This is a genomic window from Siccirubricoccus sp. G192 (assembly GCF_019084075.1).
In the GTDB taxonomy this organism is placed as follows: Bacteria; Pseudomonadota; Alphaproteobacteria; order Acetobacterales; family Acetobacteraceae; genus G192.
Genome location: NZ_JAHREN010000001.1, coordinates 5,274,555 through 5,296,272, shown reverse-complemented (window position 1 = coordinate 5,296,272; position 21,718 = coordinate 5,274,555). Strand labels below are relative to the sequence as shown.

Below are 21,718 nucleotides of genomic sequence, written 5' to 3'. Positions count from 1 at the left end.
TGGTTGGTTGCGGGTCGAAGGGCTCGGCAGGGGCATCCGCCCCGCGGCTCAGCAGGTCAGGCGCGGCAGACGGCTGAGGGCAAGGCGCATGATGGCGTGGTCCGGACAGGCGCTCGGCAGGTGCAGCATGACCCGGGTTTTCAGCGCGACGACGCGGGTGGCGAGCTTGACCAGGCGCAGCCGGAGGGTGTCGAACTGCGCGGTGCGCCAGGTGGAGCGCTTCGGCATGAGGCTACGCAGGGACCACAGCAGCCAGTAGGCGCCGGTGTGCAGCATCAGGCGGAACTGGTTGGCCGTGGCGCGCGAGCAGGAGGTCCGGTCGGCGGCGAGGTGCCGCTTCCAGGCTTTCAGATGGTTTTCCGCCTGTCCGCGCTGGCAGTAGCTCCGCTCGTAGAGGGCGCGCGCTGAGCCACCGGAGAGGTTGGTGACGATGAACCGAGTGTCGGTTCCTTGGGCGCTGGCCTCGATCCGGGCGATGATGCGCTCAACCCGGCTCCAGCTTCCGGCACCATCATAGAACTCCGTGTAGCGGCGCAGCTTGTCGGCCCCGGGCATGGCGGCCCGCCGGGCGGCGGCGCTTTGCTCGAGTGCCGTGACATGGCGGCGCAGCGTCGTGGTGGAAGCGACGCCGAGGATGAAATCGAGACCTTCGGCACGGCAGAAGTCGAGCACCTCCGGGGCGCAGTAGTGGCTGTCGGCGCGGATCAGGATCTCCACCCGCGGCCAGTGCGCCCGGATCTCGCGCACCAGCCGGCGCAGGAACGCCCGGGCTTCGCGCCCGCTGGGGCGGTGGGCGGGGCGTAGCATGGCGACCACCGGCCGGCCCTCACCATCGAACACCACGATCGGCTGGAAGCCATATTCGTCGTAGTGGGCGTTGAACAGCCGCAACTGCTGCTCGCCATGGACCGCATCGAAAGTGTCGTCCACATCCAGCACGATCCGACGTGGCACCTGGCGGAAGTTGCCGCAGTAGAGCCCAACCATGGCCTGGGCCGTGCGCAGCAGGGTGCGCAGATCCGGCAGGTTCTCCAGCCGCGAGATGGTCGGCTGCGAGCAAAGCGCGGCGCCGTCGGGCAGCTGGTCGAGCGCGAGCTTGAAGACCGGATCGTGCCGTAGGCTGTCCGCGTCGTTGCCGTCCTCGTAGCCGGCCGCGATCATCAGCATCCGGAAGCGCAGAATGGCGGCAATGCCGTGCCGGACCCGGCCCGGAGCGCGCGGGTCGTCAATGCAAGCCGCAAGCCGATCCGCGATGCCAAGCCGTCGCTCGACCTCGCGCAGGGCGAGCAGGCCGCCATCGGAGGACAGTTGCCCGCCATCGAAGCGGGCGACCAGAGGTTTGCCAGCAACCGGTGACAGGCCGGGCAGTGGCGGGCTAGATTCAACCTTGGCGGGCATGGGCTCCGGAAACGGCTGGATTTGAGTGTCGCAACCGAATCCTATTGCCGTTCAGCGGCTTGCACTATGCCCGCCAGCTCTCGTGCATAAAGCGGGCTAGTGTGGTGCCCCGCCCACCATCGCGTCCGAGAGCCCGGACAGTCATCGGGGCCGCCGCAGGGCGAGCCCGCATTCGCAAGCGAGGGCCAGCGACGCACCCCAGGGGGGAGGCGCGATGTTTGTCGGCATCGATGTCTCCAAGGCGCGCCTCGATGTTCATCTGCGCCCCAGCGGCGAGAGCTTCGCCGTGCCACGCGACGGGCCCTGGCCTGGAGCAGCTCACCCGCCGCCTGCGCGCCGCCACGCCAGTTCTGGTGGTGGCCGGGGCCACAGGCGGCTTCGAGGCCACCACCGCCGCCGGGCTCGCCAGTGCCGGCCTGCCACTGGCCGTCGTCAACCCGACCCAGGTTCGCGCCTTCGCCCGCGCCATCGGTCGGCTGGCCAAGACCGACAGCCTCGATGCCGAGTTGATCGCCCGCTTCGCCGAGCAGGTCCGGCCCGGTTGAAGGCACTGCCTTCAACCGTCCGGTCCCCGAGGCCGCGGCCCAGGCGCTCGGCGAGCTGGTGGTCCGCCGCCGCCAGATCATCGAGATGATCGGCAGGGAGCAGAACCGCCGCCATCAGGCCCGTAGCCCGCGCATCCAGCGCAGCCTCGACCGCACCCTGGCCGCCCTCCAGGCCGAACTCGACGACACCGACCGTGAGATCGGCCGCCAGATCCGCACCGGTCCCGCCTGGCGCGAGGCCGAGAACTTGCTCACCTCCGTCCCCGGCATCGGGCCGGTCACGGCTCGCACCCTCATCGCGGAACTGCCCGAACTCGGCCACATCACCCGCCGCCGCCTCGCCGCCCTGGTCGGCGTCGCCCCCGTCAACCGCGACAGCGGCGCCTCGCGCGGCCACCGTGCCATCGCCGGTGGCCGGACCTCCGTCCGCAACACCCTCACCATGGCCGCCCTGACCGCCAGCCGGCACAACCCAGCCATCAAGGCCCTCTACGACCGGCTGCGCGCCAAATGCCGCCGTGCACAAGCTGCTCACCATCCTCAACGCCATCCTGCGGGACCAAAAACCATGGCAAACCGCTTGACCCGCAAGACAGTCACTCCCCAGCCTGCCAAGCCCCGCTCAACCTGACAGTGCCGCGGGCCATACGTTGAACGGCAAGAGGAGGGTCCTGAACGGTGACGGGACTCGCTCCGGCCTCACCCTACCCGAAGCTACCCAGGGGGGGCGATCGGTGCAACAAGGCGTAGTGGATTGTCTGTCTCCTGCCTGAAAGGCCAAACGCCCGGCGGGTGTTTCAACCACGCCGGGCGCCGGTTGGCTGGTGCGCTGCGGGCCGGGCCGGAAGCCGGCCAAGTCCCGCAGCGCGTCATGCGGCGAGCCGCGCCATCCTCATGCGAGGATGAAATCGGCCGCGGTGACAACGACGACCGGATTGGAGAAGGTGATGGTTCCGCCGCCGGCGATGGTGACCACACCGCCCGCGATCATCACCTGCGAGGCGAAGTTGGCCGCCGTGACACCCAGTGCGGAGATATCCAGGAGGTCCTGGCCACCGACGGGGTTGTCATCGAAGCCGTTGATCGTATCGTTCCCGAAGCCGCTGCCGAAGATGAAGACATCGTTTCCGGCACCGCCATTCATCACGTCGTTTCCGGCGCCGCCAGTCAGTCGGTCCGCGCCCTCGCCGCCCATGAGGTTATCGTTGCCGATGCCGCCGAGCAGCGTATCCGCGGCGCTGCCGCCGACCACGGTGTCGTTGCCGCTGCTGCCGTCCAGCATATTGCTGCTGGTGAGGCTGCCGCGGATGGTGTTGTCCAAGGTATTGCCGGTGCCGGTGAAAGTGCCGACCCCGGTGAAGGTCAGGTTCTCCACATTGGCGCCCAGCGTGTAGCTGCCGAGCGTCGTCTGGACGATGTCAGTGCCCTGGCCCGCCAGTTCGACAACGACGTCGCCGATATTGTCCACGACGTAGGTGTCGTTGTTGTTGCCACCAGACATCGAGTCGGCACCGGTGCCGCCGTTCAACGTATCGTTGGCATTGCCGCCGTTCAGCGTGTCGTTGCCGGCGTCGCCGTTGAGGAGATCGGCGCCGGCATTGCCGTTCAGCGTATCGTTGTCGTCGCCTCCGTTCAGCGTGTCATTGCCTGAAGCGCCGCCATCCAGCGTGTCCCTGCCAGCGCCACCGTTCAGGGTGTCGTTGCCCAGGCCGGCAGTGACCCAGTCGTCTCCAGCCGTCAGAGTGGGGTTCAGCCCAACGAGGGAGAGAGGGCTATTGACCCGGTCGCCGACCACGGTGGTTGGCGCGGAGATGACCTGCTCCGCCGTCCCGCCGCCATCGGTGAAGCTCACCACCACCCGGAGCTCGTGATTGACCTGGTTCGTACCCGGCGTGAAGGAGGCATTGGTCGCGCCGGCGATATTGGTCCAAGTATCCCCAACGAGTGACTTCGACTGCCACTGGTAGCTGAAGCCGGCGGCAGGCGGCAGGCCATTGGGGTCGATGATCCCGGTGGGCGAGGCCGTGATCGTCAGGGTTTCAGTCGGGCTGGTGTCGCTGAGGGTTGGGCTGCCGCTGGCAGGCCGGTTCACTATTGTAAGCACCTGGTCGGCGAACTGCAGCTCCTCGATGTTCCGCAGCCTGTCCGTGCCGTCGAAGGCGGTGCCGCGGGTATGCGCGACGGTGACCGAGCCGTCGCTGTTCCTGGTGATGTCGTAGCTGGCACGGACATCGGAGTAGACCGCCCGGTCGATATCGGCCGGCTGATCGCCATTGAGGATCTCGCGGACAATGACGAGCTGCCCTGGGTTGAGCCCCCGGGTGAGCATCAGGTCCGTGACGGATTTGCCGACCGTGCTGGTGATGCCGAGCTTCAGGAGGTCGGCCGGGCTGACGATGTCCTTCAAACTGTCGATGCTGAAGAGCTCGGCTCCGGTTCCATCCTTGTTGGCGTGCACGGCGATCCGCACGTTCAGCCAGGAGTCGCCGTCGATGATGTCATCGCCGGCCTTGCCCTGGATGGTGTCGCTGCCGCCACCGCCGAGCAGGATATCGCCGCCGGTGCTGGGGTCGAAGACATAGGCGTTGGGGTCGGCCAGCGGCGTTCCGCCCACCACAGCCTGAAGCCCATGGATCCGGTCGACGCCGGCCTGGGTGAGCCGGCTGTCCGATTCCGGCCCGTTGATGAGGCCGCCCGGGTTGCCGACCGCGCCTGTCGGGAAGTTGGTGCCGATCAACGTATCGTTGAACTTCCAGCCCGAAAGCCCCTCGACGGAGTCGAAGCGGTCGCGGAGCGTCAGGTCCTCCTGGGTGGCGAAGGTCGGAATGCCCAGGTCGGAGTTGGCGGCGTTGGGATCACCCTTGTGGATGCCCCAGTCGAAACCGAGCATCCCGTTGCTGCGCTGGATGCCCGGCCCCTGCACCATGATGTCGTCGCCGGATTCGCCATCATAGTCGGTGTCGTTGCCCTGGCCGTTCAGGACGTCATGGCCGATGATCGGGGAGTTGAAGAACAGGTCGGAGTTCTCGCCGGTAACGGCATCGAACCCGTCGCCACCTTCGATCCAGTCATCGCCCTCATTGCCCATCAGGGCGTCGGCCGAGCTACCGCCGAGCAGGAAGTCGTTGCCTTCGCCGGCGAAGACCTCACCGGACTCCGCGCCGACCATGATGAAGTCCGAGCCGGCGCCACCGAAGAGGATGTCGAAGCCGGCGCCGCCGCTGATGACGTCGTTGCCGTTCTCGCCGCGCAGCAGATCGTCGCCGAACGGATCCTCGATGATGTCGTCGCCGTCGCCAGCGAAGACCTGGTCGGATTCGGAACGGGCATTCAGGTAGTCATCACCACCATCGCCCCAGAGCGTGTCGATGCCCCGGTCGCCGATCAGCGTATCGTTGCCCTCGGTGCCGCCGAGCACCACATGCTCGCCGCCGGTGAACTTCAGATAGCCGCCATCGGCATGACCGTCGCCGTCCACATCCGCGCCGGGATCCTTCCGCACGACCTTGGGGTTGATCACCTGGAGGATGGCGGTGTCCTGAACCGGGTCTTCGTCGATCTGCCTGGACTGGTTGATCTCCAGGGTGAGGTCCGGCGTGTCGAAGAGCTGGCCAGGCAGGTGCGAGGAGCCCGGATTGCCCAGATCGGTGTTGCGCATGACCAGCTCGGCAAAGGTATTCGGCTCGAGCTGGTTCAGCATGTTGGTGCCCTGCAACCGGCTCAGGTAGTACATCCTGTCACCGTTCTGCAGGTTCTCCATCTGCGTCTCGAAGACGAAGTTGAAGGTCGAGCCCAGCATGCCGCCGAACTCCATCTTCACCTCGGCCAGGCCGCCGATCCAGAGATCGACGGCGTTCATGCCGGTGATCGTCCGGCCATCGGCATCATTCGCCCAGGCGCCGGTGCTGTTCAGGAAGTCGAGGCGGTCCTCCGGCACAGGCCCGGTGACGCCGCTGCCCGGCAGATCCCCGAAAACCAGCAGCGTCGCGGCGTTGCGCTTGGCCTCCAGCGTCGTGGCCGAGGTGATGCTGCTGTGGGTTCCGTATGCCGCGATGAAGTTGATGATCGACATCGGGTTCTTGAGGTTCTCGGCGTAGTCGAGCCAGCTGACATAGGGCTTCAGCTGGGTCTGCCCAGTCATCTCATAGAACTTCGCCCGGACGTCGTTGAAGGAGGGAACGCCGGTGTCGCGGGCCCGCGCCAGGTTGAGCGCGGCGAGATCGAGCGGCAGCCCCAGCAACTGGTTGCGCAGGGCGCCGACCACGAACTCGTCGATCTCGTTGCCGGCCTGCCGGGTAATGCCGCGGATGATCGCACCCGCCGCCTCCCCGGCATTGACGCCGCTGGCGACGAAGGCCGCCGGATTGAGGAAGGCGTCGAACAGGGCGATGTCGTCCGCATTCATGTCCGCATCGAGGCGGTTCACCGTGTCGGTGAGCATGGAATGCCCGAAGCGGTACACCGCATGGGCGAACTCGGCGACGATGGCCGGGTTGATGTCGGGGGTATTCGTGAAGACGAAGGGATCGACGTTCGGCTGCACCTTGCGGGCGAATTCCTCGAAGACCAGGTGCTGGTATTCCATCTCGGTGACGAATTTCGCCGCCTGAAAGAGGCGCGCGCCATCCCACACGAGGGTGCCGGTATCGGCCGGCACTGCCGCAACGTCGACGGCAAGGTATTCGTTCAGCAGGGCGAGATTGCCCGCCTGGGCGGCCTCGATGAGCGTGGCCTTGTTGGCTTCCACTAGGCGGTTGTGCTCGGCGTGGAAGATGGTGTGGACGGCTGTGAGGCCGATATTCTCATTGCCGCGGCCGTCGCCGGTGATGAAGTGAGAGTCGAGCAGCTCATTGTCGTACTGGGTGTTCTGGCCGGTCAGCGGATTGACCGGGACGGCATTGCCGGCATCGGTGTCGGCATCGGCCTGGAGCACGCCTCCCAGGATGACCGGGACGGCCGTATGCGCGATGTCGTCCAGGAAGGCATGGCCGGTGCGGAATGCGTTGGCCGGGATCAGGAGGCCGGCCGCGGTCCCTTCGACGAAGCCGGTGGGGGTTGCCACCTGGGCATAGCCATTCGGGCCGAGGATCAGGTTGCCGTAGGCATCGGTCCGTAGCAGAGGCACGTTGAAGATGTCGGCATCGGTCAGCTTGATGCCGAGCATGGTCAGCGCCTGCGCCTTGGTCTCGGCCCAGGTGGCAATCCCGCCATGGGCGCCGTCCAGCAGGTGGCCGGTCGGGACGGTCTTGCCATCTACCCGCACGTATTCGCGCAGGAACGCCTGGTGCGAGGCGTGGGAGGTGTAGGTCTGGTTCTGGTCGACCCAGGGCGTCGTCGTGTTGATGGTCTCGGTCGGTTGGCCGGGGGCCGGGGTCGCCCGTGTCAGGGCCATGAAGTTCTGCGCGCCGGGGGCCGTGCTGTACAGCGGATCATCGGGCTGCAGCGGAATGAAGACCGTGCCGACGCCAGGGCCGCCCTTGGTGATCAGGTCGAGGCCATGGTCAAAGAACTGGCCGAAGAAGGTCATCCAGCCATTGAAGGCCGGCGACAGGCCGATATCCGGCGACTGGTTCGAGATCAGCGCGAGTTCGGCGTTGGTCGGGATGTAGTCCGGGCTCAGGGCCTGGCCGGGATGGGCCTCCTCCCAGGCGGCAACCGCCAGGGGGTTCGCATGCCAGGCCGCGACGGCCGCGGGGTTGGTGTTCGACTGGTCGACGATCAGGTTGCTGATGGTGCGCGGGTTCGAGTCCACGATGTTTCCTGGCGTCGCGTAGTTGTTGTTGGAAACGCCGAAGAACGGATCGGTATTGGTGTCGGTCACGTAGGAGGGGGGCACCAGCCGCGGCAGCACCTGATCGGCGGCGCCGACAGTGCTGCCGCCCGGCAGCAGGTTGTTGTTGGAGCCATCGACGTGGCGCAGGCCAACCGGCAGGATCGCGGCATTCGGGCCGATGATCTGCTGCAGCGCCGCTTCGGGGGTCATGCCGGTGGCGACGAGCGCGGTTTCCGCCTCCGCAACCTCGATCTGTTCCAGAATGAAGGCGAGGTCTTCGGGATTGACGTTGAAACTGATTGCCATGTTGGCCTCCTGACTTAGGTCATGCGGGCCAGCGTCATTGTGGGCGAATTGGCCCACGCAGAGACGCTGGTATCAAAAAAGACGTTCCGCTAGTGACCCTAAGTCAGCTACTTCGTCCGCCGCTAGTAACGAAAACGGTACCGAAACTTATTCTGTTCCACTGGTTTGGGGACGCTTGAGGCAGAAGCTATGTTGCGAGGCATGCTGCCAAAGAGGTGAACAGCCGCTAAATGGCTGAATATCTGCCAGAATTTTTGGGAAGCAATCTGGGCCTGGATTAGGCGGCTCTGGCTGAATCTCAACTCAGTGATCAAAGTTGCACCAGAGGTGCCGCGTTTCGTGAACGCCTTCCCAGCAGTACACCGGATGCGAAACAACTGGGCCCCGACTAACGAAAGGAGCTTCTGATACGCATAGCCGGACAAAGAGAGAACGTCAGGCGGCCCTGGGGTAGGTGTTGGGAAGCGGGCGGAGGGGCCTCAATCCGGCCGGGTTTGCCGACATGTTGTGCGAGGCACCCCAGACGTAATCACCGGTCAGGTTCACGTGCTCCCATGCCGATTACGTGGTCAATGCCGAGGCGCTGGCCTACATGCGCGAGCGCGCCCTGGCCGGGCCGGTGATCGCCCGCCTGGCCGGGCATCCAGAGCGCGCCTTCCCGGACCAGGCGGCCTGGGCTGCGCATCTCGAGCGGCTGGGCATCCAAGGCATGGAAGGCAGTCTCGGCCCGGCGCGCCTCGCCACCGAGGGGGCGCTCTGGGGTGCCATCAAGGCGCATGGCCTGCTGCCCGGGACGGTGATCGTCAGCGACGATGCCGGCCAGTTCGCCTTCGGCAAGCACGCCCTGTGCTGGGTCCATGCCGAGCGCCTGGTCCACAAACTCGACACCTTCACCGACCAACAGCGGACTTCCCAGGCGCGTATGCGCGACCTCATCTGGTGGTTCTACGCCGACCTGAAAGCCTACCGGCGTGAACCCAGTCGGCGCCGCCGGGCCGAGCTGCGTGCCCGCTTCGACCGCCTGTTCAGGCGGCGCACCGGCTTCATCGTGCTCGACTGATTGCTCGCGCGCCTGCACACCAATAAGGCGGAGTTGCTGCGCGTGCTGGACCGCCCGGAGATCCCGCTGCACACCAACGGCTCGGAGAACGACATCCGCGCCCAGGTCACCCGGCGCAAGGTCAGTGGCGGCACGCGGAGCGACACGGGACGCGACTGCCGCGACGCCTTCCTCGGCCTCGCCAAGACCTGCGGCAAGCTCGGTCTCAGCTTCTGGGATTACCTCGGCGCCAGGCTCGGCATCACCGGCCAGACCGCCATCCCGTACCTGCCGGATCTCGTCCGGCCGCGATGCCAGCCCGCCTAGCCGCCACAGGTTTTGCCCCACTTACTTGTAGGGTGAAGCGCCCCACCCCCAAGCTTCGGAGACTTTGTGGTCTCCGGAGAGCGCTTGCCGGGTTCGGTGCATTCTCCAACCCTCAAGCCACCGCGGCACAACCCCAGGAAACCTGCGGTTCACGGCGCCATCGACGCATGAGGAATATTAGGTTGGAAGGCCGACTGGAGCGGGCGAAGGGATTCGAACCCTCGACCCCAACCTTGGCAAGGTTGTGCTCTACCCCTGAGCTACGCCCGCGTCCCCGGTAGAGGCGCGGCTTTTAACAGGCCTTCGCGGGAATGCAAGAGGCACCTGCGCCCTAACCGTGCCGGTGCCGAACCTGGCGCGGACAGCGCTGCCGTCCATCGGCGGCCATGTTCAACATGATCTCCCGACAGGCACCAGTGCGCGGACATCGAAGCCCTGCGCGTAATGCGGCACCGCTCGAGTCATTCGGCAGAATCCTGCTGCCGCAGGAATTCCAGCAGCAACCCGCTCACCGCCTCCGGCTGCTCCTGCTGCACCCAATGCCCGGCCCCCTGCAACAGGTGGCAGCCCTGCATCCGCGTGCAGGCGGCATTCCGCATGCGGTCGAGGCTGCCGGGCACCTGATGCACGCCCCAGTCGCTCGCCCCCGCGATGAAGATCGAGGGCACGTCGATGGTCCGGCCGGAGAAGATCTGCAGTTCGGCGTTGAACCGGCCCTCCGTCCGGCAGCGGTACCATTGCAGCCCGCCCTGGAAGCCGGTCCGGCCGTATTCGGCGCCATAGACGCCAAGCTCGCGCTCGGTCAGCCACCGGCAGGCCGCGATCTGGGCGGCAGAGGGCATCTCGGCCGCCACGGTCTCGGCCATGCCCTGGTGCAGATCCATGATGTAGTAGGTGGGCATCCGCGCCAGTTCGGCGGCGGTCCAGGAGGCCAGCGGGAAGGGCCGGTTGCCCGGCCAATCCGCGCTCTTGTGGTGATAATAGGCGCGCAGGAAGGCATGGACCCCCCTGCGGGCAGTGGCGCATCTCCGCATCGGCCTGGCGGGTCGAATAATACCACTGGTAATGCTTCCGCGGCCGGTCCAGCTTCGCCAATTCGTCATGGATGCTGGGCGCTGCCGGGCCGGTGCCCGGCTGCGGCGCTGCCCCTGCCGTGCCGAAGGGCAGCGCCGGCGGCCCCGCGAAGGGCGCGCTCATCAGCGCCACCGAGCGGAACACGTCCGGCCGCACCAGGGCGCACCAGGCGGCCACCGGGGAGCCGAAATCATGCCCCACCACCGCCGCCACGCTGCGGTGGCCCAGCGCCGCAACCAGCCCCAGCACATCCCGCACCAGGTTCAGTAGCCGGAAAGGGGCGAGGTCGCCGTCGTAATCGGCGCTCCAGCCGGTGGTGCGCCCATAGCCCCGCTGGTCCGGCGCGACGACATGGAACCCCGCCGCCGCCAGCGGCAGCATCATCTTGCGCCAGGAATAGGCGAGTTCCGGGAAGCCGTGCAGCAGCAGCAGGCAGGGCCGGCCGGGCGCCTCGAACCCCGCCTCCAGCACATGCATCCGCAGGCCATTGATGCCCTCCACAAAGCGCGAGCGGATGCCGGGGGGGCAGGTCGGCCTGATCCAGGGGCGCCAATTCGGTCATGCTCATCTCCGCGGCCATGTGCTGCAGGGCCGGCGCGGGAGCCTAGGGGAATCCGCGGGCATTGCCAGCCGCGGCCCCTGGCCCCCCTTCCCCTGGCCCCTGGCCCCGGCCGCAGGTTGCCCGGCAGCCGCGCCCGGGCTTCATTGCTCCATCAGGCCGGGAGAGAAACCGCCATGCGCCGCCACCTGCTTCGCGCCAGGCCCGCCGCCTTCCGGGCCAGGAGGAAGCAGAAGGCCGTGATCTGGTGGGAGGTCATCCGCGCCAATGCCACCAGGCTCGACCGAGCCCCGCCACATCGCAGGAGATTCCATGCCGGAGACGCCCGAGGGCCTGCTCGCCCGCCTCGCAGCCATGGGCATCGAGGCCCGCACCACCACCCATCCGCCGGTCTTCACCGTCGCCGAGAGCCAGGCGCTGCGCGGCGCGCTGCCGGGCGGCCACAGCAAGAACCTGTTCCTCCGCCCGGCGAAGGGCGAAGGCCCCTTCCTGCTGGCGGTGCTGGAGGAGGAGCGGAAGATCTCGGTCAATGCCCTGGCCCGCGCCGCCGGCGCCGGCCGGGTGGAGATGGCGCCGGCCGAGGCGCTGCGCACGGTGCTGGGGGTGGAGCCCGGCTCGGTCACGCCCTTCGGCCTGGTCAATGCGGCGCCCGGCACGGTGCGGGTGGTGATCGATGCGGCGCTGGTCCAGGGCCACGAATGGGTGCACTTCCACCCGCTGGTGAACAGCATGACCACCGCCATCCGCCCCGCCGGGCTGCTCCGCTTCCTGGCGGATCTCGGCCACCGGGCCGAGTTGCTGGACCTGCCGGCGCCGGGCGGCTGAGGGCGCCGGCGATCCTCGCCCGGTCCCGGGCGTTGAGCCGCCGGGGCCGATACCGGGCCGGAACCGGCGCCAGGCAGCGTTGCGGCCACCAACCTGGCCGCCCCCCATTGCCCAACCGCCAAGTCGGGGCATCTATGTCGACAAGAGCCGAGGAATTGCTGCCATGGACGTCATCTTCGACCCGAACCGCCCGGGCACCCAGCCTGATGCCGCCGCGCCCGCCGCCGACGACATCATCAAGGACGGCGACCAGAAGAGCTTCATGCAGGATGTGGTGAATGCCAGCCGGCAGACCCCCATCCTGGTGGATTTCTGGGCTACCTGGTGCGGCCCCTGCAAGACCCTGACGCCGACGCTGGAGAAGGTGGTGCGCGCCGCCGGCGGCCGGGTGAAGCTGGTCAAGATCGACATCGACAAGAACCGCGAGTTGGTCCAGCAGCTCACCCAGCTCGGCCTGCCGCTGCAATCCGTGCCCACCGTGGCCGCCTTCTGGCAGGGGCAGATCGCCGACCTGTTCCAGGGCGCCCTGCCGGAAGGCGAGGTGAAGCGCTTCATCGAGGGGCTGCTGAAGCTCGCCGGCGGCCAGATGCCCAGCGCCGACCTGCTGGCGGAAGCGAAGGCGGCGGCGGAGGAGGGCGACCACCAGACCGCCCTCGAACTCTTCGGCGCCCTGGCGCAGCAGGAGCCGGAGAATGCCGAGGCCTTCGCCGGCGCCGCCCGCAGCCTGCTGGCGCTCGGCCAGGAGGAGCAGGCGCGGCAATTGGTCGAGGGCGTGCCGGCCAATTGCAGGACCATGCCGAGATCGCCGGCATCCGTAGCGCCCTCGAACTGGCGGCGGAAGGCCGCAAGGCCCGCGCCAGGCTCTCCGAATTCGAGAGCCGCCTGGCCGCCGATCCGGAGGACCATGCCGCCCGCATCGACCTCGCCATCGCCCTGAACGCCATGGAGGAGCGCGGCCAAGCCACTGATGCCCTGCTGGAGGCCATCCGCCGCGACCGCGCCTGGAACGACGAGGCCGCCCGCAAGCAGTTGCTGAAATTCTTCGAGGCCTGGGGCATGACCGATCCGGCGACCCTGGCGGCGCGACGGAAGCTCTCCTCGCTGCTGTTCCGGTAGGCGCCGCGGGGCCGGGCCGTGGCCGCCTTCCATCCCGGTTTCGGGGATCTGCCGGCCGAGATTCCGGTCTTCCCGCTGGCCGGCGCCCTGCTGCTGCCGCGGGGCCGCCTGCCGCTGAACATCTTCGAGCCGCGCTACCTCGCCATGGCCGAGGATGCGCTGGCGGCGGGGCGGATGTTTGGCATGATCCAGCCGGAGCCGGGGGCGCCGCGCGGCAGGACCGGCCCCGGCCTCTACCGTATCGGTTGCCTCGGCCGGGTCTCCTCCTTCGCGGAGACGGAGGATGGGCGGCTGCTGGTGACGCTGACCGGGGTGATCCGCTTCCGGGTGGCGGAGGAATTGCCGCCGCGCCGTGGCTACCGGCGGGTCCGGGCGGAGTACGGCGCCTTCCGCGCCGATCTCGACCTGGCGGAACCGCCGGCGGGGATCGACCGCGAGGCGCTGCTCGGCGCGCTCCGTCCCTTCTTCCGGGCCCGCGGCATCGAGGCGAATTGGGAGGCGGTGGAGCAGACCTCCGACCCCCTGCTGGTGCTGACCCTGGCCATGGTCTGCCCCTTCGAATTGCGCGAGAAGCAGGCGCTGCTGGAAGCCGCCAGCCCGGAGGAGCGCGCCGCCATGCTGATCGCTCTGTTGCAGATGGGCGTGCATGCCGCACCCGCCGGGGGCCTGCCGCCGGACAGCCGCCCGAGCTAGTGCGTTTTCCGTTCGCATTGGCTCACGGAATCCGCTCTAGCCTTTTGTTTTAGCGAGCAAATTACTCCGGCCGGGTGATTCCACCCGGACGGAGTTTGCTCTAGAAGGACCACCATGAGCGACACAACCCCCGAAGCCGCCCCCTCCCCCGCCCCTACCCCCGGGGGCGAGGTCGATCCGGCCCTGCTGGAGATCCTGGTCTGCCCCGTCACCAAGGGCCCCTTGCGCTACGACCGGGCGCGCGGTGAGCTGGTGAGCGACTCCGCCCGCCTCGCCTACCCGATCCGCGACGGCATCCCGATCATGCTGCCGGACGAGGCGCGGCAGTTGGACTGACATGCCCACCCCTACCCCCACCGAACTCCGCCTGAAGCGCGCCGAGCGCGTGCTGGAGGTCGCCTTCGATGACGGCGCCCGCTTCGCCCTGCCGGCGGAATACCTGCGGGTGGAAAGCCCCTCGGCCGAGGTGCAGGGCCACAGTCCGGACCAGAAGGTGACCGTCTCCGGCCGACGGGAGGTGGGGATCATGCGGATCGAGCCGGTCGGGCACTACGCGGTGCGGATCGTCTTCGACGACCTGCATGACAGCGGCATCTACAGTTGGGACTACCTGTACCGCCTGGGCGCCGAGCAGGCCGAGCGCTGGGCGGCCTATGAGGCCGAGCTGGCCACGAAGGGCCTGAGCCGGGACCCGCCGCGGCGCAGGCACTGAGGTCTGGGCCGGAACCCGGCCTGGCTGCGGCGTTGTAGCGGTGCCGGGTTGTCCCGCCGCGCCAAGGAACGCCCATGCCGAACCGCCCGCCGCGCAGCAACATGCCCGCCTTCCTGGCGGGGTGCGCTGTCATCCCCCTTCTCGCCGCCTGCGGCTACCAGCCGCCCAGCCGGTCCGTGGCCTCGACGCCGATCGGCAGCACCGCCACCAGCCCGCCCTGGCTGAGCCCCCAGGGCTACGGCCCCGGCGGCATCAACCGGAACTACTATATCGGTGCCGATCCCAACTTCCCTGAAGGCACCACCGGCAGCCGGGGCGGCGGAGGTGGCGCGGGTGGCCGAATGCGGTAGCGCGCCCGCCGGCCCGGCTTGTGTCTTGCAGGCCGATTCAAGGCTTCGGGCATTCGCCCCTGCGCCGACCGGACCGCTTCAGCGCGCGGGGCCGGGGATCAGCCCTTGCCCCGCCAGCAGCCCGGTGACGCCCGGCCCGAGCCCCATCGCCTGCCGCGCGAAGGCGCGCTTCAGGGCCGGAATCCGGTCCACCGCCGCGATGCCGAGCCGCCGCGCCAGCCGCACCGGCGCGATGTCGTTGCCAAACAGCCGCTCCAGCGCATGCATGCCGGAGAGCATCAGCAGGGTGTCCGGCCGCCGCCGTGCCTGGTAGCGCGCCAGCAGCCCGGGCGCGCCGGGGTCCTGCCCGCCGTTCCAGGCCTCGATCACCAGCTCCGCCAGCGCCGCCACGTCGCGGAAGCCGAGGTTGAGGCCCTGCCCGGCAATGGGATGCACGCCATGCGCCGCATCGCCGATCAGCGCCAGCCGCGTATCGGTCCAGCGCTCCACATGCAGGGCCGAGAGCGGATAGGACCAGCGCCGCCCGATGGACCGGATCTCGCCGAGATGGCCGCCCAGGCGCCGCCGCAGCTCCCGCCCGAATCCCGCCTCCGGCAGCGCCAGCATCCGCCGCGCGATCGCCGTCCGGTCGGCCCAGACGAAGGCCGAGGCATGCGGCAGTTCCGCCGTGCCGAAGCCGCCCGGCCCGTTCAGCGGCAATTGCGCGAAGGGGCCGTTCGGCAGGAACTGCTCCAGCGCCACATTGCCATGCGGCCTGGCATGGGCGAAGGCGCCGACCATGCCGATCTGCCGGTAGTCCAGCACCGCCGCGCGGATGCCGGCCTGGCGCCGCATCGGGCTGTTGCGCCCCTCGGCGCCGACCACCAGCCTGGCCCGGATGGTCTGGCCGCTGGAGAGATGCAGCGTCGCGCCCTCGCCCCGCCGCTCCACCGCCGCGGTGGCGGGGGCGAAGACCCTGAGATGGTCGAGATGCGGCAGCCTGGCGTTCAGCGCCACCCGCAGCGAGCGCGCCTCCACCATGAAGCCGAAAGGTTCGGGGCCGACCTCGGCCGCGTCGAATTGCAGCGAGAGGGGTGAGGCGGGCTCGCCTGGCCGGCCATCCGCCACGCGGATGCGGCAGATCGGGCAGGGCGGCTCCGGCAGCCGGCCCCAGATCCCCGCCGCCTCCAGCAGCCGCTTCGAGGTGAGCGCGATGGCATAGGCGCGGCCATCGAAATCCGCGAGCGCCATCGGCGGCAGGGGTTGGCTGTCCACCACCGCCACCGGCAGGCCGGCGGCGGCCAGGGTGGCGGCCAGGGTGGCACCGACCGGGCCGGCACCGAGGATGCAGGCCGCGACCTCCAGGGTCTCCGTCATAGCGGGTTCATGCCAGCCCTGGCCGGGCGCGTCCACCGGCCCCGGCTTCCGCCGCATTCCTGCACTGTCCGCCCGGGCTTTGGGCAGGCGCCGTGCCCGCATTGGTTCGCGCTGCCCGGAACCGGGCTTCCCGGCGCTGGCACGGGATTTGGAAGGTCCACTTGGGTTTCGCTTTGGCAGGAGGGATGCGGGCAGATGAAGCTGGTGGTGGCATTCATCAAGCCCTTCAAGCTGGACGAGGTGCGCGAGGCGCTCACTTCGCTTGGCGTGCAGGGGCTGACGGTGACCGAGGTGAAGGGCTTCGGCCGCCAGAAGGGGCAGACGGAGATCTACCGGGGCGCCGAGTACCAGGTGAGCTTCCTGCCCAAGGTCAGGATCGAGGTCGTCGTGCAGGACGCGCTGGCGGATGCGGTGGTCGAGGCGATGGCCACCGCCGCCCGCACCGACAGGATCGGCGACGGCAAGATCTTCGTGCTGGATGTGGAGCATGCGCTGCGCATCCGCACCGGCGAGACCGGCCAGGCGGCGCTCTGAGATGCCGCCCTTCAGGACATTGGGGAAGACGATGATGAGGATGCCCGCAGGCATGGCGCCCCCCGGCCGCGACCATGGCCGCCGCGCTGCTCGCCGCGACGCCGGCCCTGGCGCAGGAGGCGAGGATCGATACCGGCGACACCGCCTGGATGCTGACCAGCACCGCCCTGGTGCTGATGATGACCATCCCCGGCCTCGCGCTGTTCTATGCCGGCATGGTGCGCAAGAAGAACGTGCTCGCCACCATGATGCAGAGCTTTGCCCTCGCCGCGCTGGTTTCGGTGGTGTGGATGGTGGCGGGCTATTCCCTGGCCTTCGGCGAGGGCAATGCCTATGTCGGCGACCTCTCCCGCCTGTTCCTGGGCGGGCTGGCGGAGGGATGGGACAAGCCCTTCACGCTCGGCAGCGGTCCCGCGGCGGTGGCGACGACCATCCCCGAGACGGTCTTCCTGATGTTCCAGATGACCTTCGCCATCATCACCCCGGCGCTCATCACCGGCGCCTTCGCGGACCGCATGCGGTTCAGTGCCATGGTGGTGTTCAGCGTGTTGTGGTCGCTGCTGGTCTATGCGCCGGTGGCGCATTGGGTCTGGCACCCGAATGGCTGGATCTTCGGCCTCGGCGCGCTTGACTTCGCCGGCGGCACGGTGGTGCATATCAATGCCGGCGTGGCGGGGCTGGTCTGCGCGATCGTGCTCGGCAAGCGGGTCGGCTACGGCAATGACAACATGTCGCCCTTCAACCTGGCGCTGGCGGTGATCGGCGCCTCGCTGCTCTGGGTGGGCTGGTTCGGCTTCAATGCGGGCTCGGCGGCGGGCGCCGGGGCGCGGGCCGGCATGGCCATGCTGGTGACGCAGCTCGCTGCCGCTACCGCCGCGCTGTCCTGGATGTTCGCGGAATGGGCGACCAAGGGGAAGCCCAGCGTGCTCGGCGCGATCTCGGGCGCGGTCGCCGGGCTGGTGGCGATCACCCCGGCCTCGGGCTTCGTCCTGCCGGTGCCGGCGCTGGTCATCGGCCTCGTCGCCGGGCTGGCGGGCTTCTGGGGCGCCACCGCGCTGAAGCACCTGTGCGGCTATGACGACAGCCTGGATGCCTTCGGCGTGCATGGCGTCTGCGGCATCGTGGGGTCGCTGCTGGTGGGCGTCTTCGCCTATGGCCCGCTTTCGGCCACCGCCGCGGCGCCGGAGGGGAGCAGCGGGTCGCTCGACCAGTTCCTGCTGCAGCTCTGCGCCACCGCCGCCGTCTTCGCCTTCTCCGCCATCGGCACCTTCCTTCTGCTGAAGGTGACGGATGCGCTGGTCGGCCTGCGGGTGGCCGAGGAGGAGGAGCGCGAGGGGCTCGACGTCACCCAGCACGGCGAGCGCATCGCCTGATCCCGAAGGGCGGGCCTGCCTTCGGGGCGGGCCCGCCCCCCGCCCTGCCGATCCGACCCTTGGGGGATTTCCACAGATGCCGAGCCCTGCCCAATCGCCCGCAACCCCGCTGGCGCGCTTCCGCGGATTCGCCCTGGCGGCCGCCCTGCTGCTGCCCAGCTTCGGGGCGCAAGCCTTCGAGGTCGAGGCAGCCGGCCTCACCGTCACCGCCACGCCGGCCGTCACCTCGGACTACCTGTTCCGCGGCATCAGCCAGACCCGCAACAACTGGGCCTTGCAGGGCACGCTCGACGTGCAGCACACGAGCGGCGTCTATATCGGCGCCTTCCTGACCAGCGCGAAATTCCTGGCCAATCCCTGGAACGACACCCGCCAGGAGCTCGACCTGCTGGCCGGCTACCGCTTCGACCTGGCCGGGGTCAGCTTCGACCTCGGCTATATCGCCTATCTCTATCCCGGCCAGGACAAGGCGCCGGGCACACAGCTCAACGAGTTCCAGGAAATCGCCCTGCGGGCCAGCACCACCATCGACCCGGTGAAGCTGCTGGCCGGCTTCTACTATTCACCCAACTATTTCGGCCGCTCCGGCGACGGCTTCTACCTGGAGGGCGGCGCCGACGTGAGCCTGCCCTTCGAGGTCACGGCCTCCGCCCGGCTCGGCTACCAGTGGGTCGAGCGCAATGCCTTCTTCGGCACGCCCGACTACCTCTGGTATTCGGTCGGCGTCTCGCGCGAGATCATGGGCGGCGTCACCGCCGCGGTGGGCTGGTACGGCACCAATATCAGCAAGAGCGAATGCGCGCCGCTGCTGGAACGCGCCGCTGCCGGCCAGCGCATCTGCGATGGCCGCGTGGTCTTCACCCTGAGCCGGGCCTTCTGAGCCACCCCGCCGCCGGAAAGCGGGGGCGCTGGCCGCGCGGCCGGCGCCCCCCCCGCTAATTCAGGCGAAGCGGCCGGGCCGGCCCCGGAGCGTGACCAGAACCCAGGCAGGCTGCCCTCCAGGGGAGTCCCGCCGCGTGAGGCCTTGCCGACCCGTCCCATCGCTTGCGTGATTGCCGGGAAGAATCCGGCCGCGGCAGCCGCTTCCGGTGTATATCTGTGGCCGAACCTGAACCGCCGCAGAGCATCATGTCCCGAGCCGCCACCCCACGCCCCGCCTCCACCCCGCTGGCCGGGGTCCGCCGCTTCGCCTCTCCCGCCGTCAAGGCGCTGCTGCGGCGGCGCCTTTCCGAATTGCTCGGCCTGGTCTGCGGCCTGACCGGGCTCGGCCTGCTGCTGGCGCTGGCCAGCTACAACCCGGCCGACCCTTCCGCCAATACCGCCACCGCCGGGGCGCCCAGCAACCTCGCCGGGCCGCTTGGTGCCACCGTCTCGGACCTGCTGCTGCAGGGCTTTGGCTGGGCCGCCGCGCTGCCCGGCGTGGCGCTGCTGGCCTGGGCCTGGCGGCTGGCGACGCATCGCGGCCTCGGCCTGTTCCCAGCCCGGCTCGCGGCGCTGCTGGCGGCGCTGCCGGTGCTCGGCGCGGTGCTGGCGGTGACGCCGCTGCCGGCCGGGATCCCGACACATTCGGGGCCGGGCGGCGTCGCCGGCAGCATGGTAGCCGGCGCGGTGACGCGGCTGACCGAGGCGGTGCTCGGCCCCTTCGGCCTGGTGCTGGGGCAGGTGGCGCTGGCGGCGGCAACGCTGGCGCTCTTCGTGGCGGCGCTTGGCCTCTCGCCGGGGGGAATGGCTGCGGATCGGCCGCGCGGCACGGGTTTCGGCCGGCGGCGTGGCGCGGGCAGGCGGCGCCGGAGCACGCGGCGCCATCGGCCTGGCCGCGAAGCTGCGGGCGCCCTTCCGGGGCCTGATGCGCCTTGGCCGGCGCCCCGCGCGGGAGCCGGGGGCCGACCTCACCGCCGTGCTCCAGGCCGCGGATGCTGCCGTGAGGACGCCGCGGTCCCGGCCGGAGCCGCAGGTCGCCCTGCCGGCCGCGGCCGCCGAGCGCGAAGCCGCCAGGCCGGCCAAGGTCGCCGCCCCGGCCGCGCCGCCCAGGCGCAGCGCCGCGGCGCAGCAGCAGACCCTGGATCTCCAGGAAGGCCCCTGGCGCCTGCCTCCGCTCACCCTGCTGGCCGAGGCGCCGGCGCGGCGCACCGGCCGCCCGACCGAGGAGGCGTTGCAGAGCAATGCCCGGCTGCTGGAGACGGTGCTGGAGGATTACGGCGTGCGCGGCCGGATCGCCGCCATCAATCCCGGCCCGGTGGTGACGCTCTATGAGCTGGAGCCGGCGCCGGGCACCAAATCGGCGCGGGTGATCGGCCTCGCCGACGACATCGCCCGCAACATGCATGTCACCGCCGTGCGCATCGCCACCGTGCCCGGCCGCAACGTCATCGGCATCGAGCTGCCGAATGCCCGGCGGGAGACGGTCTATCTCAGCGAGATGTTCGCCGATGCGGAGTGGGAGCGGCATTCGGGCCGGCTGCCCCTGGCGCTGGGCAAGGATATCGGCGGCCTGCCGGTGGTCGCCGACCTCGCCCGCATGCCGCACCTGCTGATCGCCGGCACCACCGGCTCGGGCAAGTCGGTGGCGATCAACACCATGATCCTGTCGCTGCTCTGGCGCTTCTCGCCGGAGGAGTGCCGCTTCATCATGATCGACCCGAAGATGCTGGAACTATCGGTCTATGACCGCATCCCGCATCTGCTGGCGCCGGTGGTGACGGAGCCGCCCAAGGCGATCGGCGCGCTGAAATGGACGGTGCGCGAGATGGAGCGCCGCTACCGCGCCATGTCGCAGCTCGGGGTGCGCAATATCGGCGGCTACAACGAGAAGGTGACGGAGGCCCGCAAGCGCGGCGAGGTGCTGACGCGCCGCGTGCAGGTGGGCTTCGACCCCGAGACCGGCCGCCCGGTCTTCGAGGACCAGCCCCTGGCGCTGGAGCCGCTGCCGATGATCGTGGTGGTGATCGACGAGATGGCGGACCTGATGATCGTCGCCGGCAAGGAGATCGAGGCCGCGGTGCAGCGCCTGGCGCAGATGGCCCGCGCCGCCGGCATCCATGTCATCATGGCGACGCAGCGGCCCTCGGTGGATGTCATCACCGGCACCATCAAGGCGAATTTCCCGACCCGCATCTCCTTCCAGGTGACGTCGAAGATCGACAGCCGCACCATCCTCGGCGAGATGGGCGCCGAGCAGCTTCTGGGCCAGGGCGACATGCTGCACATGGCCGGCGGCGGCCGCGTCGCCCGCGTGCACGGCCCCTTCGTCTCCGACGAGGAGGTGGAGCGGGTGGTGCAGTTCCTGCGCGAGCAGGGCGAGCCTTCCTATGTCGAGGAAGTCACGGAAGCGGAGGAGGATCTCGGCGGTGGCGGCGAGGGGCTTTCGCTGTCGGGCATCGCCGGCGCCTCGGATGCCGACAAGGGGCTCTTCGACCAGGCGGTGGCGCTGGTGTCGCGCGAGGGCAAGGCCAGCACCTCCTTCATCCAGCGGCATCTCCAGATCGGCTACAATCGCGCTGCCAAGCTGATCGAGCAGATGGAGAAGGAAGGCGTGGTCGGCCCGGCCAACCATGTCGGCAAGCGCGAGGTGCTGGTGCGGCGCAGCGAGGAGGATTGACGCGGGGCGGGCATGGCCATCCGCGCAGACCTTGGCCTGCCGGAACCATCGCCCCGAAAGGCCCCGCCCGCCCCATGCGCATCGGCCGCGGCGCAGGATCGCCCGCCCCTGCTGCCCATGCGCGGTGTCAGCGTGCCGTA

16 protein-coding genes, 1 tRNA gene and 3 pseudogenes are annotated in these 21,718 nt (G+C 69.2%); 15 read left to right on the top strand and 5 right to left on the bottom strand.

From position 1 onward, the window contains the following. Positions 1 to 48: 48 nt before the first annotated feature. The gene (locus KSF81_RS25520; protein WP_217381308.1) at positions 49 to 1,398 is read right to left on the bottom strand and encodes an IS1380 family transposase; all 1,350 of its coding nucleotides are present in this window, start codon (positions 1,396 to 1,398) and stop codon (positions 49 to 51) included. Between the two features lie 214 nt (positions 1,399 to 1,612). Here KSF81_RS25520 and KSF81_RS25515 point away from each other — a divergent pair. Beyond that, positions 1,613 to 2,527, top strand: a pseudogene (locus KSF81_RS25515) (IS110 family transposase). Positions 2,528 to 2,835: 308 nt separating this feature from the next. Here KSF81_RS25515 and KSF81_RS25510 read toward each other — a convergent pair. Then, positions 2,836 to 7,470, bottom strand: coding sequence for a peroxidase family protein (locus KSF81_RS25510; protein WP_375293357.1), 4,635 nt, complete (start codon positions 7,468 to 7,470; stop codon positions 2,836 to 2,838). Between KSF81_RS25510 and KSF81_RS32515 the strand changes: the two genes are divergently transcribed. The 3 genes from KSF81_RS32515 (at position 7,441) to KSF81_RS25500 (ending at position 9,388) form a co-directional block, all read left to right on the top strand. Continuing rightward, entirely contained in the window at positions 7,441 to 8,040 is a 600-nt protein-coding gene (locus tag KSF81_RS32515) for a hypothetical protein (RefSeq protein ID WP_375293356.1), read from the top strand. The genes KSF81_RS25510 and KSF81_RS32515 overlap by 30 nt on opposite strands. A 547-nt stretch (positions 8,041 to 8,587) precedes the next feature. After that, a complete protein-coding gene (locus KSF81_RS25505) occupies positions 8,588 to 9,082 on the top strand; it encodes a hypothetical protein (RefSeq protein WP_217381355.1) in 495 nt (164 codons plus the stop codon). After that, positions 9,083 to 9,388 (top strand): transposase, encoded by a 306-nt coding sequence (locus KSF81_RS25500; RefSeq protein ID WP_217381354.1) that lies wholly within the window; start codon positions 9,083 to 9,085, stop codon positions 9,386 to 9,388. A 195-nt stretch (positions 9,389 to 9,583) separates the two neighbouring features. On the opposite strand, the gene KSF81_RS25495 is transcribed toward KSF81_RS25500, so the two are convergent. After that, a tRNA-Gly gene (locus KSF81_RS25495) sits at positions 9,584 to 9,658 on the bottom strand. Positions 9,659 to 9,778: 120 nt separating this feature from the next. Continuing rightward, complete coding sequence (locus tag KSF81_RS32510) at positions 9,779 to 10,843, bottom strand: alpha/beta fold hydrolase (protein WP_375293379.1); 1,065 nt, start codon at positions 10,841 to 10,843, stop codon at positions 9,779 to 9,781. Positions 10,844 to 11,333: 490 nt separating this feature from the next. Between KSF81_RS32510 and KSF81_RS25485 the strand changes: the two genes are divergently transcribed. The 6 genes and pseudogenes from KSF81_RS25485 (at position 11,334) to KSF81_RS25460 (ending at position 14,717) form a co-directional block, all read left to right on the top strand. Then, on the top strand, positions 11,334 to 11,846 hold the full coding sequence (locus KSF81_RS25485) for a prolyl-tRNA synthetase associated domain-containing protein (RefSeq protein ID WP_254453745.1): 513 nt from the start codon (positions 11,334 to 11,336) through the stop codon (positions 11,844 to 11,846). Positions 11,847 to 12,009: 163 nt separating this feature from the next. Next, positions 12,010 to 12,962: pseudogene (locus tag KSF81_RS25480) on the top strand (tetratricopeptide repeat protein). An 18-nt stretch (positions 12,963 to 12,980) separates the two neighbouring features. Beyond that, positions 12,981 to 13,655 (top strand): LON peptidase substrate-binding domain-containing protein, encoded by a 675-nt coding sequence (locus tag KSF81_RS25475; RefSeq protein WP_217381351.1) that lies wholly within the window; start codon positions 12,981 to 12,983, stop codon positions 13,653 to 13,655. 114 nt (positions 13,656 to 13,769) lie between these two features. After that, positions 13,770 to 13,991, top strand: coding sequence for a Trm112 family protein (locus KSF81_RS25470; protein WP_217381350.1), 222 nt, complete (start codon positions 13,770 to 13,772; stop codon positions 13,989 to 13,991). A 1-nt stretch (position 13,992) separates the two neighbouring features. Then, positions 13,993 to 14,367, top strand: coding sequence for a gamma-butyrobetaine hydroxylase-like domain-containing protein (locus tag KSF81_RS25465; RefSeq protein ID WP_217381349.1), 375 nt, complete (start codon positions 13,993 to 13,995; stop codon positions 14,365 to 14,367). Positions 14,368 to 14,441: 74 nt separating this feature from the next. Beyond that, entirely contained in the window at positions 14,442 to 14,717 is a 276-nt protein-coding gene (locus KSF81_RS25460; protein ID WP_217381348.1) for a hypothetical protein, read from the top strand. A 78-nt stretch (positions 14,718 to 14,795) separates the two neighbouring features. On the opposite strand, the gene KSF81_RS25455 is transcribed toward KSF81_RS25460, so the two are convergent. Beyond that, positions 14,796 to 16,073: an FAD-dependent monooxygenase gene (locus KSF81_RS25455; protein ID WP_217381347.1), complete on the bottom strand. Its 1,278-nt coding sequence runs from the start codon at positions 16,071 to 16,073 to the stop codon at positions 14,796 to 14,798. Positions 16,074 to 16,268: 195 nt separating this feature from the next. Between KSF81_RS25455 and KSF81_RS25450 the strand changes: the two genes are divergently transcribed. The 5 genes and pseudogenes from KSF81_RS25450 to KSF81_RS25435 all read left to right on the top strand — a co-directional run bounded on the left by KSF81_RS25450 (position 16,269) and on the right by KSF81_RS25435 (position 21,578). Continuing rightward, positions 16,269 to 16,607, top strand: a complete 339-nt coding sequence (locus KSF81_RS25450) for a P-II family nitrogen regulator (protein ID WP_217381346.1) — start codon at positions 16,269 to 16,271, stop codon at positions 16,605 to 16,607. 74 nt (positions 16,608 to 16,681) lie between these two features. Beyond that, positions 16,682 to 17,980: an ammonium transporter gene (locus KSF81_RS25445; protein ID WP_217381345.1), complete on the top strand. Its 1,299-nt coding sequence runs from the start codon at positions 16,682 to 16,684 to the stop codon at positions 17,978 to 17,980. 76 nt (positions 17,981 to 18,056) lie between these two features. Then, a complete protein-coding gene (locus KSF81_RS25440; protein ID WP_217381344.1) occupies positions 18,057 to 18,860 on the top strand; it encodes a TorF family putative porin in 804 nt (267 codons plus the stop codon). A 248-nt stretch (positions 18,861 to 19,108) separates the two neighbouring features. Then, a pseudogene (locus tag KSF81_RS32505) lies at positions 19,109 to 19,618 on the top strand (DNA translocase FtsK 4TM domain-containing protein); the annotation flags it as partial. 208 nt (positions 19,619 to 19,826) lie between these two features. Then, a complete protein-coding gene (locus KSF81_RS25435) occupies positions 19,827 to 21,578 on the top strand; it encodes a DNA translocase FtsK (RefSeq protein ID WP_375293355.1) in 1,752 nt (583 codons plus the stop codon). Positions 21,579 to 21,718: the final 140 nt, after the last annotated feature.

Coding starts and splice junctions, on each gene's coding strand:
- KSF81_RS25460 (WP_217381348.1), top strand. CDS start 14,442: ATGCCGAACCGCCCGCCGCGCAGCAACATGCCCGCCTTCCTGGCGGGG.
- KSF81_RS25450 (WP_217381346.1), top strand. CDS start 16,269: ATGAAGCTGGTGGTGGCATTCATCAAGCCCTTCAAGCTGGACGAGGTG.
- KSF81_RS25510 (WP_375293357.1), bottom strand. CDS start 7,470: ATGACCTTCTTCGGCCAGTTCTTTGACCATGGCCTCGACCTGATCACC.
- KSF81_RS25465 (WP_217381349.1), top strand. CDS start 13,993: ATGCCCACCCCTACCCCCACCGAACTCCGCCTGAAGCGCGCCGAGCGC.
- KSF81_RS25445 (WP_217381345.1), top strand. CDS start 16,682: ATGGCCGCCGCGCTGCTCGCCGCGACGCCGGCCCTGGCGCAGGAGGCG.
- KSF81_RS25440 (WP_217381344.1), top strand. CDS start 18,057: ATGCCGAGCCCTGCCCAATCGCCCGCAACCCCGCTGGCGCGCTTCCGC.
- KSF81_RS25435 (WP_375293355.1), top strand. CDS start 19,827: ATGCGCCTTGGCCGGCGCCCCGCGCGGGAGCCGGGGGCCGACCTCACC.
- KSF81_RS32510 (WP_375293379.1), bottom strand. CDS start 10,843: ATGCTGCCGCTGGCGGCGGCGGGGTTCCATGTCGTCGCGCCGGACCAG.
- KSF81_RS25520 (WP_217381308.1), bottom strand. CDS start 1,398: ATGCCCGCCAAGGTTGAATCTAGCCCGCCACTGCCCGGCCTGTCACCG.
- KSF81_RS25455 (WP_217381347.1), bottom strand. CDS start 16,073: ATGACGGAGACCCTGGAGGTCGCGGCCTGCATCCTCGGTGCCGGCCCG.
- KSF81_RS25470 (WP_217381350.1), top strand. CDS start 13,770: ATGAGCGACACAACCCCCGAAGCCGCCCCCTCCCCCGCCCCTACCCCC.
- KSF81_RS32515 (WP_375293356.1), top strand. CDS start 7,441: ATGGTCAAAGAACTGGCCGAAGAAGGTCATCCAGCCATTGAAGGCCGG.
- KSF81_RS25485 (WP_254453745.1), top strand. CDS start 11,334: ATGCCGGAGACGCCCGAGGGCCTGCTCGCCCGCCTCGCAGCCATGGGC.